Source organism: Hydrogenophaga sp. (assembly GCF_050182545.1).
In the GTDB taxonomy this organism is placed as follows: Bacteria; Pseudomonadota; Gammaproteobacteria; order Burkholderiales; family Burkholderiaceae_C; genus Hydrogenophaga.
The window spans coordinates 34,884-49,498 of record NZ_JBFXCD010000003.1 but is presented as its reverse complement, the minus strand read 5'-3'; the positions used below and the strand labels follow the sequence as shown (position 1 = coordinate 49,498).

Here is a 14,615-nt window from a genome sequence, read left to right as displayed (position 1 = left end):
CCGCACAGGCCGCCAATACCCCGCGATCTTGGTAGGTTTTTGCAGACAAAGGTCGGCAAGAGCCCTAGCATTGATTCCGTAATGAATCAACGTTTCATATACAAAACGTCAACCGCCACCCGCAGAACCCCATGAACGACGCACTCCACGGCTCCAGCAGCGCAGTCCCGGCCGCAGGCACGGCGCACCCCGCGATCGAATTCATCGGTGTGGACAAACGCTTTCCCGCCCGCGGCAAGAACCCCGAGGTGCTGGCCGCGCGCAATGTGACGCTGTCCATCCAGCCGGGCGAGGTGGTGTCGCTGATTGGACCATCGGGCTGCGGCAAGAGCACGTTGCTCAACATGGGCTCGGGTCTGGCCAAGACCTCGGCCGGCACCGTCAAGGTCAACGGCGAACCCGTGACCGGCCCGAACAAGCACGTCGCCTTCATGCTGCAGAAGGACCTGCTCATGCCCTGGCGCACGATTGCGCAGAACGTGGAGTTCGGCCTGGAGCTGCGTGGCGTGAAGGCGGCCGAGCGCGCCGAGATCTCGACCCGGCTGCTGGCCCAGTGCCACCTCAAGGGTTTCGGCAACAGCTACCCGCACCAGCTCTCGGGCGGCATGCGCCAGCGCGCCGCGATGGCGCGCACGCTGGCCGTGGACCCCATCGTGCTGCTGATGGACGAGCCCTTCTCCGCGCTGGACGCACAGACCAAGATGATCCTGCAGCAGGACCTGGCCCGCACCGTCGCCGAGAACAACAAGACCGTGCTCTTCATCACCCACGACCTGAGCGAGGCGGTCGCGCTGTCCGACCGCATCCTGGTGATGAGCGAACGCCCCGGCACCATCGTCGAGGAAATCCCGGTCGACATCCCCGGCCGCGAGAACCCGATGCAGCGCCGCAAGCACGCCGCCGTCGGCGACTACGTCAGCCGGCTCATGGAGCTGCTCAAGCTCGATGCGCAGACCGAAGTGCACTGACCGGCCCTTGCCCGCAAACGCCGCCCCTTTTCTTCTCCCTTCCTTACCGTTCCACCACCACACCCTGGAGTTGCCATGAAGATGACCCGCGCTTTCAACGGAACCCGCCGTGCCTGCCTCAGCCTGCTTGCCACGGTGGCGCTGGCTTCGCCCCTGGCCGCGCACGCCCAGGTGCAGGAAATCACCTACCTGCTGCCCGCGCCCGGCACGCTGCCGGCCTTCGGCCCCTGGATGCTGGCGCAGGCCAAGGGCTACTACGAACAGGAAGGCCTGAAGGTCAACTTCGTCACCGCGCGTGGCGGCGTGGACGTGGCCAAGCAGATCGGCGCGGGCAACGCGGTGATCGGTGGCGCCATCGGCGACACGCCCATCATCGCGCGCGCCCAGGGCATCCCGGTCAAGGCGGTGGCGGTGCTGGGCGCCGGCTCGCTGATGCAACTGGTCAGCCACAAGGACGAGAAGATCGAGAGCCCGCGCGAGCTCAAGGGCAAGACCGTGACCGTGCTGGCCTACACCGACACCACCTACTACGCCCTGCTGGGCATGCTCAGCAAGGTCGGCCTGACCAAGAACGACGTGAACATCCAGGCCGCCGGCCCGGCCGGCGTGTGGCAGCAGTTCGCGGCCAAGAAGGCCTCGGCCATGGCCGGCGTGCCCGACTGGACCGTGAGCGCCATGGACGCCGGCGCGCAGGTCGACATCCTGCCGGCCGACGTGTACTTCAAGAGCATGGCCCAGGCCATCCTGGCCTCGGACGAGACCATCGCGAAGAACCCGCAGCTGATCCAGAAGCTGGTGCGCGCCACGCTCAAGGGCATGAAGGACATCATGGCCGACCCCAAGGCGGCCACCGCGGTCTACGTGAACCACGTGCAGGTGCACAAGGGCAAGGAAGCCAGCATCCAGAAGGCTTTCGAGCTGTTCAACCAGTACGTCTACGCCAAGCAGAAGGTGCCCGGCACGATGGACGAGGCGCGCCTGGGCGAGCTGCAGAAGTTCTACGTCTCCAACGGCGTGGTGCCCAAGGAGACCCCGCTCAAGGACCTCTACACCAACCAGTTCGTGATGGCCAAGTAAGCCCGAACCGCCCCCTGCCCCTCACTGCCTTCGAAAGCCCGACATGAAAGACGTACTGCAGCGGTACAGCACCGCACTCTGGAGCCTGCTGGTGCTGGTGGTGTTCATGCTGCTGTGGGAGTACGGCCCGGGCGCGCTGGAGGTGCCCGAATTCGTGCTGCCGCCGTTCACCCGCGTCGCGGAAGAAGCCGTGCGCATCTGGAACGGCGAGCGCCTGCTCTGGCATGCCGGCATCACGGCGATGGAGGTGGTGGTGGGCTTCGTGCTCGGCTCGCTGCTCGGTGCCCTGATCGGCTACGCCCTGGGCATCTCGCCCAAGGTCGAGGCCGTGCTCTCGCCCTACCTGCTGGCGCTGCAGATCGCGCCCAAGGTGGCCTTCGCGCCGCTGTTCGTGATGTGGCTGGGCTACACGGTCTACCCCAAGATCCTGGTGGCCATCCTGATCGTGTTCTTCCCGGTGCTCATCAACGTGCTCTCGGCCATGCGCACCATGGACCACGACATGATCAACTTGGCGCGCTCGTTCTCGGCCACCCGCCTGCAGGTGTTCCGCATGGTCGAGTACCCCACCACGCTGCCTTCGCTGTTCTCCGGACTGCGCATCGCCAGCACGCTGGCGGTGATCGGTGTGGTGGTGGGCGAACTGGTGGGCGGCAACATGGGCCTGGGCTATCTGCTGGTGTTCTTCGAGGGTCAGGGCAACACCGCCGGGGTGTTCGTGGTCATCGCCGCGCTCACCGTGATCGGCATCCTCGCCTACTACGCGGTGGTGATCGCCGAGAAGCGCGTGCTGCACTACCTGCCCAGCGCCGAGCGCCGCGTGGCCTGAAGACTATGAACACCCCCCTGCGCCGCTGCGCGGCTTCCCCCCTCTGTGACGCGCCTTCGGCGCTTCGAGGGAGGGACGGCGTCTCGGGCCGGCGAAGCCGGACCCTTGACGCCCCTGCACCAGCGCTCCCTCCTGCGCAACAGAAGCTGTAGTGAACACCATGATCCACAACGAAATCCAGTTGCCCGGCCGCCGTGTGCTCGTCACCGGTGCGGCGCGTGGCCTGGGCGCCAGCTTTGCCCAGGCGCTGGTGCAGGCCGGCGCGCGCGTCGTGATCAGCGACGTGCTGCACGAACAGGGGCGCGAACTGGCCCGCGACCTCGGCCCCTCGGCGCACTACGTGCCGCTGGACCTGCTGGACGCGGCCAGCGTGCGCGACGGCGTGAACGCGGCCGCGCAGTGGCTCGGTGGCCTGGACGGCCTGATCAACAACGCCGCCATCACCAACTCCGGCGGCAAGGATATGGCGCAGATCAGCCCCGAGACCTGGGACCTGGTGATGGACGTCAACGTGCGCGGCACCTGGCTCGTCACCACCGCCGCCCGCCCGCACCTGGCCGCCAGCGGCACGGGCCGCGTGGTCAACCTCGCGTCCGACACCGCGCTGTGGGGCGCGCCCAACCTGCTGGCCTATGTGGCGAGCAAGGGCGCGGTCATCGCCATGACGCGCTCGCTGGCGCGCGAGATGGGTGCCGACGGCATCACCGTCAACGCCATCGCGCCGGGTCTCACGCTGGTCGAAGCCACTGCCTACGTGCCGCAGGAGCGGCACGACTACTACCTCAAGGGCCGCGCCATCCAGCGGCCCCAGGTCCCCGAAGACGTCAACGCCGCCGCGCTGTTTTTGCTGACGCAGGCCAGCGGCTTCATCACCGGTCAGCTGCTGCCCGTCAACGGCGGCTTTTCAATGAACTGAAGAAGGAGAAAACCATGAGCACCGCGATCATCGACAAGCCAGCGGCGGCCAACGCGCCCGTGTTCAACGAACGCGGCCTGATGGACCCGAACATCCCGCCCGAAGCCGAAACCCAGCGCGGCATGATGCGCGCCGAGGGCCAGAGCTTCGCGCAGTGGATGGAGACCCGCGTGGCGCGCAAGTCCACACGCAGCTACGACTGGGACGCGCTGAAGTTCCAGGCCGACTACGACCCCAAATACCGCCGCGCGCAGATGCGCTACGTGGGCACCGGCGGCACCGGCGTGAACAAGGACACCAACACCGTGCCCGCCGCGCACTTCACCTTCTCCACCATGGTGATCCCGGCCGGCAACATCGGCCCTTCGCATATCCACTACGACGTGGAGGAAATCTTCTTCGTCATGCGCGGCGCCATGAAGGTGGTCTGCGAGAAGGACGGCGAGCGCTGGGAGACCATCGTCGGCGAGCGCGACCTGATCTCGGTGCCGCCCGGCGTGTACCGCGAGGAGCACAACGTGGGCGACGAGGACGCGCTGATGTGCGTGATGCTGGGTTCACCCAAGCCGATCACGCCGACCTACCCGCCCGATTCGCCCCTGGCAAAAATCAAGCGCTGATCGCAAGACAACCGGGCCGCCCCATGACGCCTCTCGAAGCCCTTGCCCTGCACCCGCTGCGCTCCGTTGCGCTGGCGGACGGCGCGCGCGTGTCCTTCCGCGACGCCGGTGCCGCGCCCGAGGCCACGCACGTGCTGCTGCACGGCATCGGATCGGCCTCGGGCAGCTGGGTGCGCCAGCTCGACGCGGCGCGCGGCCAGGTGCTGCGTGTGCTGGCCTGGGACGCGCCGGGCTACGGCGGCAGCGACGCGGTGGACAGCGACTGGCCACGCGCCGATGCCTACGCCGAGCGCCTGTGGGCCTGGCTCGACGCATTGGACGTGCAGGCCCCGGTCACCCTGGTGGGGCATTCGCTGGGCGCGCTCATGGCCGCGCGCACTGCCGCGAAGGCGCCGCAGCGCGTGCGGCGGCTGGTGCTGCTCTCACCGGCCGCGGGCTATGGCGACGCCGAAGCCGCCGTGCGCGACAAGAAGCTGCAGGACCGCCTGGCCACGCTGGAACGGCTCGGCCCGCAAGGCATGGCGCAGGCCCGCGCCGCGGCCATGCTCTCGCCCGGCGCGGCGCCCGAGCTGGTGGAGGCCGTGCGCGACAGCATGTCTCAGGTCATCCCGGCGGGCTACACGCAGGCCGCGCGCCTGCTCGCCCACGGCCAGATCGCTACCGACCTCGCGCAGCTGAACTGCCCGGTGGCGGTGGCCAGCGGCAGCGCCGACACCATCACCACGCCGGCGGCCTGCCAGGCCGTGGCACAGGCGGCCGGTGTGGCATGGAATGATCTGGGTCCCGTGGGCCACGCGTGCCCGCTCGAAGCCCCCGGCCAGGTCAACGCCCTGCTGGGCCTGCACTAGGAAGAGGAGAACAACGCCATGGCCAACGACAAGAACACCGACGACCGCTACACCGTGCCCGCGCTCATGCGCGGCCTGCAGTTGCTGATGCTGTTCAACCGCGACGAGCGCGAGCTCACCGGCGCCGAGATCTCGCGCCGCCTGGAGCTGCCGCGCGCCTCGGTGTTCCGCATGCTGCAGACGCTCGAACAGGGCGGCTTCGTCGAACGCGTGGGCGACGGCGCCTCCTACAAACTCGGCCTGGCCGTGCTGCGCCTGGGCTTCGAGTTCCTGGCGTCCATGGAACTCACCGAACACGGCCGCCCGATCATCGAGGCCCTGCGCGACGCCTGCGGCTACTCGGCCCATGTGGTGGTGCGCGACGCGCGCGACGTGGTCTTCATTGCAAAGGTGGCCGGGCGCAGCGCGCTCTTCCACTCCATCCAGGTCGGCGCGCGCCTGCCGGCCCACGCCACCGTGCTGGGGCGCCTGCTGCTGTCCGACCTCGACCTGAACGCGCTCAGGCAGCTCTACCCCGAACCCGAACTGCCGGTCTACACCCCGCGCACGCCGACCACGGTGGAGCAGCTCAAGGTGCTGATCGACCAGGACCGCGCCAACGGCTACGGCGTGAGCCAGGGCGGCTTCGAGACCGGCATCTCCACCATCGCCGCGCCGGTGTTCAACGACCGGGGCGAAGTCGCCGCGGCGGTGAGCATCAGCGTGCCCGCGCAACAGGTTCAACCCGGCGAGCTCGACGTGCTGATCCAGCACGTTCGCGACGCCGCGGCCCAGCTCACCGAACGCATCAGCCATTCGCCCAACCGCGGCGGCTGGCAGACCAAACCCCCTGAAAAGAAAGTCGCATGAGCCCGTCACACAAACGCATCACGGTGGGTGAGCTCGCCGCCCGATTCCTGGAGGAATGCGGCGTGCGCGCCGCCTTCGGCGTGATCTCCATCCACAACATGCCCATCCTCGACGCGTTCCACACGCGCCAGAAGATCCGCTTTGTCTCGGCACGCGGCGAGGCCGGCGCCTGCAACATGGCCGACGCGTATGCGCGGGTCAGCGGCACGCTGGGCGTGTGCGTCACCAGCACCGGCACGGGCTGCGGCAACGCGGCGGGCGCGATGGTCGAAGCCATCACCGCCGGCACGCCGCTGCTGCACCTGACGGGGCAGATCGAATCGCCCTTCCTGGACCGCGACCTGGGCTACATCCACGAGCACCCTGCGCAGCTGGCCATGCTCAAGGCCGTGGGCAAGGACGCATTCCGCATCCGCAACCCCGAGACCGCGCTGGCCACGCTGCGCGAGGCCGTGCGCCTGGCGCAGACGCCGCCCTGCGGCCCGGTGAGCATCGAAATCCCGATCGACGTGCAGAAGATGAAGCTGGACTTGCCGGCCGACCTCTCGCCGCTGGCGGTGCCCCCGGTGCAACCCAACATGGCCGCCGTCGACGTGCTGGCCGAGCGCCTGCTGGACGCCAAGCGCCCGCTGCTGTGGCTCGGTGGCGGCGCGCGCGGCGCCGGCGCGGCCGCGCAACGCCTGGTGAAGATGGGCTGGGCCGTGGTGTCCTCGGTGCAGGGCCGCGGCATCGTGCCGGAAGACCACCCCGCCACGCTGGGTTCGTACAACCTGCAGAAGCCCGCCGAGGAGTTCTACGAAACGGTGGACGCCATGCTCGCGGTGGGCACGCGCCTGCGCAGCAACGAAACGCTGAACTACAAGCTCAAGCTGCCCGCCACACGTTACCGCATCGACGCCAACCCGCTGGCCGACAACCGCGGCTACAGCAGCGAACTGTTCGTGCACGGCGACGCCGAGCTCACGCTCAACGCACTGGCTGACCGGCTTGAGGCGGCCATGGGTTCGGGCCGCATGCAGATCGACCCGAAGCTGGCCGCCGACGTGAAGCGCGCCCGCGCCGAAGCCGGCTCGCTGGTGGACGGCACGCTGGGCCAGTACGTCAAGCTCAAGAACACGCTGGCCGAGGTGGTCGGCAAGCAGCTCTGGTGGGTGCGCGACATCACGCTCTCCAACAGCATGTGGGGCAACCGCGCCCCCGCGCTGGACCACCCGCGCGGTGGTGTGCACGCCCTGGGCGGCGGCATCGGCCAGGGCCTGGCCATGGGTGTGGGCGCGGCCGTGGCCGATACCGAGCACGCGCTGGGCCGGCGCACCGTCTCGCTCTGCGGCGACGGCGGCTTCATGCTCAACGTGGGCGAACTCGCGTGCGCCGCGCAGGAGAAAGCCAACGTGGTCTTCCTGGTCATGAACGACCAGCGCTACGGCGTCATCAAGAACATCCAGGACGACATCTACGGCAGCCGCCACGCCTATGTCGAACTGCACACGCCCGACTTCGCGCAGCTCTGCGCCAGCCTGCAGGTGCCGCACCACAAGCTGGCCGACCCGGCCACCACGCGCGCGACGCTGGAGAAGGCCCTGGCGCACGGCGCCGGCCCCGTCGTGGTCGAGGTGGACATGAACGCCTGGGGCCCGTTCGCGGTCAAGTTCGCCGGCCCGCCGAAGAAGAAGGAAGAAGAGGTATGAACTTTCAGCAGCAGGTCACGATGATCGGCTTCGGCGCCATCGGCCGCACGCTGATGGCGCGCATGGCCGGACACCCTGCGGTGCGCATCACCCACGTGGTGGTGCCCGAGAGCCACCGCGCCGAGGCGCAGGCCGCAGCGGGCGACGGCGTGACGGTGTGCAGCGACGTGCCGGCCGAGACCGCCCTGCTGCTGGAGTGCGCGGGCCACGCCGCGATCGAAGACCACGTGCTGCCCGCGCTGGAGCGCGGCATCGAATGCGCAGTGCTGTCCATTGGCGCGCTGTCGGAAGACGGCCTGCCCGAGAAGCTGGCCGACGCGGCACAGCGCGGTGGCACGCGCGTGCACCTGCTCGCCGGCGCGGTCGGCGGCATCGACGCCATCGCATCGGCCCGCATCGCCGGCCTGGACAGCGTCACCTACACCGGCCGCAAGCCACCCACGGGCTGGCGCGGCACCCCCGCCGAACAGGTGGTTGACCTGGACGCCATCACCGCGCCCACCGTGATCCTGGAAGCCTCGGCGCGCGAGGCCGCGCGCCTGTACCCGAAGAACGCCAACGTGGCCGCGACCGTCTCGCTTGCCGGGCTGGGGCTGGACGCGACCCGCGTTCGCCTGGTCGCCGACCCGACCGTGACCGAGAACATCCATGAGATCGATGTGCGCGGCGCCTTCGGCGAGATGCAGATCACCATGCGCGGCAAGCCCCTGCCCGACAACCCCAAGACCTCCGCGCTGACGGTGCTCTCCGCGCTGCGCTTCCTCCACAACCGCACCTCGGCCGTGACGATATGACCACGCAACTGCAAAGCTTCTTCGCGGGCCGCTGGCGCGATGCCTCCGGCCCCCTCTACACCACCGAGTACCCGCACGACGGCAGCACCGTGGCCGAGCTTCACGCCGCCACCGCCGCCGATGTGGACGAGGCCGTGCAGGCCGCCGAGCGCGCGCGCCTGCAGCCCGCCTGGGCCGGGCTCAAGCACCACGAGCGCGCCGGCATCCTCTACCGCATCGCCAACGGCATCCGCGAGCGCGGCGAGGAACTGGCGCAGCTGCAGCGCCTGGACAACGGCAAGCCCATCAAGGAATGCCGCGCCCTGGTGGCCAGCGCCGCGGGCACCTTCCAGTTTTTCGGCGCCGCCGCCGAAACCTGGGAAGACACGATCACGCCCTCGCGCGGCGACTACCTCAGCATGAGCGTGCACGAGCCACTGGGCGTGGTCGGCGCGATCACGCCCTGGAACAGCCCCATCGCCAGCGAAGCGCAGAAGCTCGCGCCCGCGCTGGCCGCCGGCTGCGCCATGGTGTTCAAGCCGGCCGAGATCACGCCGCGCATGGCCATCGAGCTGGCGAAGATCGCGCAGCAGGCCGGCGTGCCCGACGGCATCCTGAGCGTGCTGCCGGGCAAGGGCAGCATCGTGGGCGACGCGCTCGTCAAGCACCCGCTGGTCAAGCGCATCGCCTTCACTGGCGGCACCAACGTAGGCATGGGCATCCAGCGCCTGGCGGCCGAGAAGCTCATGCCGACCTCGCTGGAACTGGGCGGCAAGTCGCCCACCATCGTCATGCCCGACGCCGACCTGGACCACGCCGTGGCCGGCGTGCTCTACGGCATCTTCAGTTCCTCGGGCGAATCCTGCATCGCCGGTTCGCGCGCCTTCGTGCACGAAAGCGTGTACGACACCTTCAAGGCCCGCCTGCTCGACGGCGTGAAGAAGCTGCGCGTGGGCGACCCGTCGCTCGAAACCACGCAGATGGGCCCGCTGGTCAATCTCGGCCACCGCGCCTCGGTGGAGCGCTACGTGCAGCTCGGCCGCGACGAAGGCGGCACCGTGCTGTGCGGCGGCGAACGCCCCACCGGCGGCTACTTCGATGGCGGCAGCTACTACCTGCCCACCATCTTCGAAGGCCTGCCCAACAGCGCGCGCATGTGCCAGGAAGAGATCTTCGGCCCGGTGCTCGCGCTGCTGCCCTGGAAGGACGAGGACGACCTGATCGCCCAGTGCAACGACAACATGTTCGGCCTGGCCTCGGGCATCTGGACGCGCGACTTCAAGAACGCCTGGCGCATCGGCCGCGCGCTGCAGACCGGCACGGTCTGGGTCAACACCTACAAGCTGTTCTCCATCAGCACGCCGTTCACCGGCGTGAAGATGAGCGGCTACGGCCAGGAGAAGGGCCGCCTGGGCATCCTCGAATACACGAGCCAGAAAAGCTTCTACATCGGCCTGAACGAGGCGCCCATGCCCTGGGCCGGCAGCTGATCCGCATGGCCTTGCCTTGCCGTGCCTTGAACCGAATTGAATTGAACTGAACCCTTGAAAGGAACCCGCTTCATGATGACCCGCCGCACCCTCGCCGCCGCCGCCGTGCTGGCCCTGGCCTCCACCCCGCTGCTGGCGCAGACCGCCGCCGAGAAGGCGCTGGCCGCCGAGAAATTCACCCTCGTCGCGCCCTTCCCGCCCGGCGGCCCCATCGACACGCTGGCGCGCGTGCTGGCCGACGGCCTGGGCAAGCGCTACAACCAGCTGGCCGTGGTGGACAACGCGCCCGGCGCTGCCGGCAACATCGGCATGGACAAGGTCAAGCGCGCCAAGGCCGACGGCCACACCCTGCTGGTGATCCCCGCCGGCAACCTCACCATCAACCCCACGCTGATGCCGAAGTTCCCCTTCAACATCCAGAAGGACTTCGTGCCCGTGGCCATGCTGGCCAAGACGCCCAACGTGCTGGTGACCAACCCCGCCACTGGCATCAAGACGGTCGCCGACGTGATCGCGCGCGCCAAGGCCAAGCCCGACACGCTGTCGTACGCCTCCCCCGGCGTGGGCAGCGGCCTGCACCTGGCGGGCGAACTGTTCAAGTCGCAGTCCGGGGCGGACATCCTGCACATCGCCTACAAGGGCACGCCGCCGGCCATCAACGACGTGATGGGAGGCAACGTGCCGCTGATGTTCAGCAACCTGCCCACCGTGCTGCCGCACATCAGGAGCGGCAAGCTCGTCGCCCTGGCCGTGACCGACAGCGCGCGCACCCCCACCGCGCCCGAGATCCCGACCCTGACCGAACTGGGCGTGCCCGGCGTGGTGGTGCCCTCCTGGTACGGCCTGCTGGCCCCGGCCGGCACGCCCGCCGACGTGGTGGCGCAGCTCGCGCGCGACGCCACCGCCATCCTGGCCGAGCCCGCCGTGCGCGAGCGCCTGCAGGGCCAGGGCCTGAGCGCCTGGGACATGCAGACCACCGCTTTCGACAAGCACATCCAGGACGAAACCGCGCGCTGGGGCAAGGTCATCAAGGACCGCGGCATCACCGTGGAGTGAGCACCGTGAGCGACGCCAGGCCCAACCCCAACGTGCTGATCACCATCGTGCTCAAGCACCACGCCGGCCTCACGCTGGACGAGGTGCAAGCAAAGCTCAAGGCCAGCGAATGGTGGGAGCGCTTCCCGGTGGAAGGCACGCGCGTGGTGTCGTGGACGGTGGCCATGGGCCTGGGCCAGATCGTCACGCTGGAGGTGCCGCCGCACCTGCTGGGCCAGGTCAATGTGGAGCTGGAGCGCTCGGCCTGGGGGGTGTTCGCCACCGAGTGCTACCCCACCTACGACTTCGTGCCGGTGCGCGAGCGCATCAAGGCGCGCGTGGCCGCCGGTGGCCAGTGACATGACATGACATGACGCCTGAAAAGATCCACTGCCCCCAGGTACCCGACCTGCCCACCGCGAGCTGGACCAACGGCTGGCGCATTGGGCAGGAGGTGGTGATGTCCGGCATGACCGCGCACCCCGCCACGCGCGAAGCCGCCGAACGCGGCGCGCCCCTGGGCGCCTACGAGCAGGCCATGCGGGTGCTGAAGAAGCTCGAAGCGCTGGTGGTGGCTGCGGGCGGCCACAAGCACAACATCGTCAAGACCGTGGTCTACCTGACCGACATCACCGACAAGGACGAGGTCGGCCGCGCGCGGCGCGACTTCTTCGGCACGCCGCACACGCCGTGCTCCACCCTGGTGGCGGTGAGCGCGCTGGTGTTCCCCGAACTGCGCGTGGAGATCGACGCCTGGGCGCGGCTCGATGTCGACCTCCGTCTAGCGCAACCCCTTTCATCCAAGGACAACTGAACATGGACCTGGGCATTGCCGGCAAGAAGGCGCTCGTGTGCGGCGCGAGCTCGGGGCTGGGCCACGCCTGCGCCGAGGCGCTGGTGAAGGACGGCGTGCACGTGGTGATTGCCGCGCGCACCGAAGGCCCGCTGCGCGAAGCCGCTGAACGCCTGGCCGCGCTGGGCGCGGGCCGCGTGGAGTTCGTGGCGGCCGACGTGACGAGCGACGCAGGCCGCGCGCGCATCTTCGCCGCGCACCCCGACTTCGACATCCTGATCACCAACGCCGGCGGCCCACCGCCCGGCGACTTCCGCACCTGGGACCGCGAGACCTGGCACCAGGCCATCGACGCCAACATGCTCGCGCCGATCGAGCTCATCAAGGCCACGGTGGACGGCATGATGGCGCGCGGCTGGGGCCGCATCGTCAACATCACCTCCAGCGCGGTGAAGTCCCCGCTGGACGGGCTGGGCCTGTCCACCGGCGCGCGCAGCGGCCTGACCGGCTTCGTCTCCGGCCTGGCGCGCACCACCGTGGCGCGCGGCGTGACCATCAACAACCTGCTGCCCGGCACCTTCGACACCGCGCGCCTGGCCGGCAACTTTGCCGCGCAGGCGAAACGCGAAGGCAAGAACGTGGACGCCGTGCGCGAGGCCCGCCTGGCCAAGCACCCGGCCCACCGCTTCGGCGCGCCCGCCGAGCTCGGCCACACCTGCGCCTACCTGTGCAGCGTGCACGCCGGCTACATCAACGCGCAGAACATCCTGCTGGACGGTGGCTCGTTCAGCGGCGTGTTCTGACGCCTTTCCCCCACACACCCAAGGAGACAACCCACATGACCGCCCGCCGCCACCTGCTGCTCAGCGCCCTCGCCGCCACCACCGCCCTCGCCCTGCCCACCGGCAGCGCGCTGGCGCAGGCCTACCCCAGCAAGACCATCAGCCTGATCGTGTCCTTCCCGCCCGGGGGGGACACCGACGCGCTGGCGCGCACCTTTGCCGAGAAGCTGTCCGCCCGCGTGGGCCAGCCGGTGGTGGTGGAGAACAAGACCGGCGCCAGCGGCACCATCGGCAACGCCTACGTGGCCAAGGCCGCGCCCGACGGCTACACGCTGCTGTTCACGCCGAACACGTTTGCCACCGCGCCGCTGGTGCTCAAGCCCGGTACCGGCGCCGTCTACAACCCGCTGACCGACTTCACGCCCATCCTGCTGGCGGGCACGCAGTCGCTGTTTCTCATCACGAACGCGGGCGCGGGCCTGAACACGGTGAGCGACGTGGTCGCCGCCGCCAAGAGCGGCAAGATCGGCAACTACGCCAGCCCGGGCAGCGGCTCGCCCATGCACATCCTGGGCGAAATGTTCAACCGCTCGGCCGGCGTGAAGATCGCGCAGATCCCCTACCGCGGCAGCGGCCCCGCCATCACCGACCTGGTGGCCGGTCACATCCCCATGATGTACACCACGCTCGGCCCGGTGGCGCAGTACATCAACACCGGCAAGCTGGTGAACGTGGCCGTGGCCGACCCGCAGCGCTCGCCGCTGGCGCCCAACGTGCCCACCCTGGCCGAAGCCGGCGTGAAGGACGCCGAGGTCGGCGCGTGGCAGGGCTTCATGGGCCCCAAGGGCATGCCCGCCGACGTGGTCAAGACGCTCAACGGCCACCTGAACGAGATCCTGAAAATGCCCGACGTGCAGGCGCGCATGACCACCATGGCACTCATCCCCGCCGGCGGCGAGCCCGCCGCGCTGGCGAAGATCAACCAGTACCACAACGAACGCTACGGCAAGGTGATCCGCGAGACCGGCATCAAGGCCGACTGACGCCGCCGCACCGATGAAGGAAGTCATCGACGTCGGCCTGCCGCCCTTCAAGCAACCGTTCTCGTGGATGGTGCGCGCCGGCGGCGTGCTCTACACCGCGCACGGCCCGGTGCGCGAAGACGGCAGCGTCGACACCACCGGCAGCATCGAGGAACAGGCCCGCCTGACCTTCAGCAACCTGCAGCGCGCGGTGGAACGCGCCGGCAAGACGATGGACGACGTGGCCCAGGTGCTGATCTACATGACCGACGTGTCAGACATGCCGGTCATCGACGCCGTGTACCGCGAATTCTTCAAAGCCCCCTGGCCCAACCGCTCCAGCGCGGGCGTGGCGCTGGTGGTGCCGGGGATGAAGATCGAGATCGTGGCTTACGTGGCTTGAGACGGCCCGGCCCGAACGCCGGTGTGCATCGGCGCGGGCCGAACGTCAACCGTGCGCCACCCGGATGCCGAACGCCGCGCGCAGCTCGCGCAGCGGCACATTCAGAAACGCCTCGTACCCCACCCACGGCCAGCGCCGCGTCTGCCTCGCACAACGCCAGAGCGTGCGAACGATCAGGTACGGCGACGCGAGAAGCGCCAGCAACGTGCTGCCCAGCGGCAGCCGGGTGTAGATGTCCAGGGTTTCGTGGTGCGTGTAGCCGCGCAGCACCGCCAGGCCACCGGTGGTGCCCAGCAGGCTGCTGAGCTTGACCACCGCCTCGTCCGGCATGGTGGTGCCGCAGCCGTACACCACGTGCACCGCATCGTGCGAACGGAAGAACTGCTTTGCCTCGGGTGAGAGCAGATCGCCGTCGCGCTTGAGCGCCGGATTCGCCTCGAAGTACTCCGCCAGCCCCTCCGCGAGCGTCTGCGTGCTGTGCGCGGACTGGAAGCGGTGGCGCATCCCGGACAAGCCCATGGT

The 14,615-nt window shown here is 69.2% G+C and carries 17 protein-coding genes; 16 read left to right on the top strand and 1 reads right to left on the bottom strand.

The features are described from left to right. Positions 1-131: 131 nt before the first annotated feature. The 16 genes from AB7P10_RS04080 (at position 132) to AB7P10_RS04005 (ending at position 14,093) form a co-directional block, all read left to right on the top strand. Entirely contained in the window at positions 132-968 is an 837-nt protein-coding gene (locus AB7P10_RS04080) for an ABC transporter ATP-binding protein (RefSeq protein ID WP_428292570.1), read from the top strand. A 75-nt stretch (positions 969-1,043) separates the two neighbouring features. After that, positions 1,044-2,045 carry an ABC transporter substrate-binding protein gene (locus AB7P10_RS04075; protein ID WP_428292569.1) on the top strand — a complete coding sequence of 334 codons (1,002 nt, stop codon included), beginning with the start codon at positions 1,044-1,046 and terminating at the stop codon, positions 2,043-2,045. A 43-nt stretch (positions 2,046-2,088) separates the two neighbouring features. Then, positions 2,089-2,874: an ABC transporter permease gene (locus tag AB7P10_RS04070; RefSeq protein WP_428292568.1), complete on the top strand. Its 786-nt coding sequence runs from the start codon at positions 2,089-2,091 to the stop codon at positions 2,872-2,874. Between the two features lie 160 nt (positions 2,875-3,034). Further along, positions 3,035-3,790: an SDR family oxidoreductase gene (locus AB7P10_RS04065; RefSeq protein ID WP_428292824.1), complete on the top strand. Its 756-nt coding sequence runs from the start codon at positions 3,035-3,037 to the stop codon at positions 3,788-3,790. Positions 3,791-3,912: 122 nt separating this feature from the next. Continuing rightward, positions 3,913-4,410, top strand: coding sequence for a cupin domain-containing protein (locus AB7P10_RS04060; protein WP_428292823.1), 498 nt, complete (start codon positions 3,913-3,915; stop codon positions 4,408-4,410). A 23-nt stretch (positions 4,411-4,433) separates the two neighbouring features. Next, positions 4,434-5,258: an alpha/beta fold hydrolase gene (locus AB7P10_RS04055; protein WP_428292567.1), complete on the top strand. Its 825-nt coding sequence runs from the start codon at positions 4,434-4,436 to the stop codon at positions 5,256-5,258. An 18-nt stretch (positions 5,259-5,276) separates the two neighbouring features. After that, complete coding sequence (locus tag AB7P10_RS04050; RefSeq protein ID WP_428292566.1) at positions 5,277-6,107, top strand: IclR family transcriptional regulator; 831 nt, start codon at positions 5,277-5,279, stop codon at positions 6,105-6,107. Then, positions 6,104-7,795, top strand: a complete 1,692-nt coding sequence (locus tag AB7P10_RS04045; protein ID WP_428292565.1) for a thiamine pyrophosphate-binding protein — start codon at positions 6,104-6,106, stop codon at positions 7,793-7,795. Before AB7P10_RS04050 ends, AB7P10_RS04045 begins: the two co-directional genes overlap by 4 nt. Then, positions 7,792-8,589 (top strand): aspartate dehydrogenase, encoded by a 798-nt coding sequence (locus AB7P10_RS04040; RefSeq protein ID WP_428292564.1) that lies wholly within the window; start codon positions 7,792-7,794, stop codon positions 8,587-8,589. Before AB7P10_RS04045 ends, AB7P10_RS04040 begins: the two co-directional genes overlap by 4 nt. Continuing rightward, entirely contained in the window at positions 8,586-10,058 is a 1,473-nt protein-coding gene (locus tag AB7P10_RS04035; RefSeq protein WP_428292563.1) for an aldehyde dehydrogenase, read from the top strand. The genes AB7P10_RS04040 and AB7P10_RS04035 overlap by 4 nt, the downstream gene beginning before the upstream one ends. A 75-nt stretch (positions 10,059-10,133) precedes the next feature. Then, complete coding sequence (locus tag AB7P10_RS04030; protein WP_428292822.1) at positions 10,134-11,114, top strand: Bug family tripartite tricarboxylate transporter substrate binding protein; 981 nt, start codon at positions 10,134-10,136, stop codon at positions 11,112-11,114. A 5-nt stretch (positions 11,115-11,119) separates the two neighbouring features. Continuing rightward, on the top strand, positions 11,120-11,452 hold the full coding sequence (locus AB7P10_RS04025) for a hypothetical protein (RefSeq protein WP_428292562.1): 333 nt from the start codon (positions 11,120-11,122) through the stop codon (positions 11,450-11,452). A gap of 11 nt (positions 11,453-11,463) precedes the next feature. Then, positions 11,464-11,907, top strand: a complete 444-nt coding sequence (locus tag AB7P10_RS04020) for a RidA family protein (protein ID WP_428292561.1) — start codon at positions 11,464-11,466, stop codon at positions 11,905-11,907. Positions 11,908-11,909: 2 nt separating this feature from the next. Continuing rightward, complete coding sequence (locus AB7P10_RS04015; protein WP_428292560.1) at positions 11,910-12,689, top strand: SDR family oxidoreductase; 780 nt, start codon at positions 11,910-11,912, stop codon at positions 12,687-12,689. A 35-nt stretch (positions 12,690-12,724) separates the two neighbouring features. Beyond that, positions 12,725-13,711, top strand: coding sequence for a Bug family tripartite tricarboxylate transporter substrate binding protein (locus tag AB7P10_RS04010; protein WP_428292559.1), 987 nt, complete (start codon positions 12,725-12,727; stop codon positions 13,709-13,711). A 13-nt stretch (positions 13,712-13,724) separates the two neighbouring features. Further along, a complete protein-coding gene (locus AB7P10_RS04005) occupies positions 13,725-14,093 on the top strand; it encodes a RidA family protein (protein ID WP_428292558.1) in 369 nt (122 codons plus the stop codon). Between the two features lie 45 nt (positions 14,094-14,138). On the opposite strand, the gene AB7P10_RS04000 is transcribed toward AB7P10_RS04005, so the two are convergent. Continuing rightward, on the bottom strand, positions 14,139-14,612 hold the full coding sequence (locus AB7P10_RS04000; RefSeq protein WP_428292557.1) for a hypothetical protein: 474 nt from the start codon (positions 14,610-14,612) through the stop codon (positions 14,139-14,141). Positions 14,613-14,615: the final 3 nt, after the last annotated feature.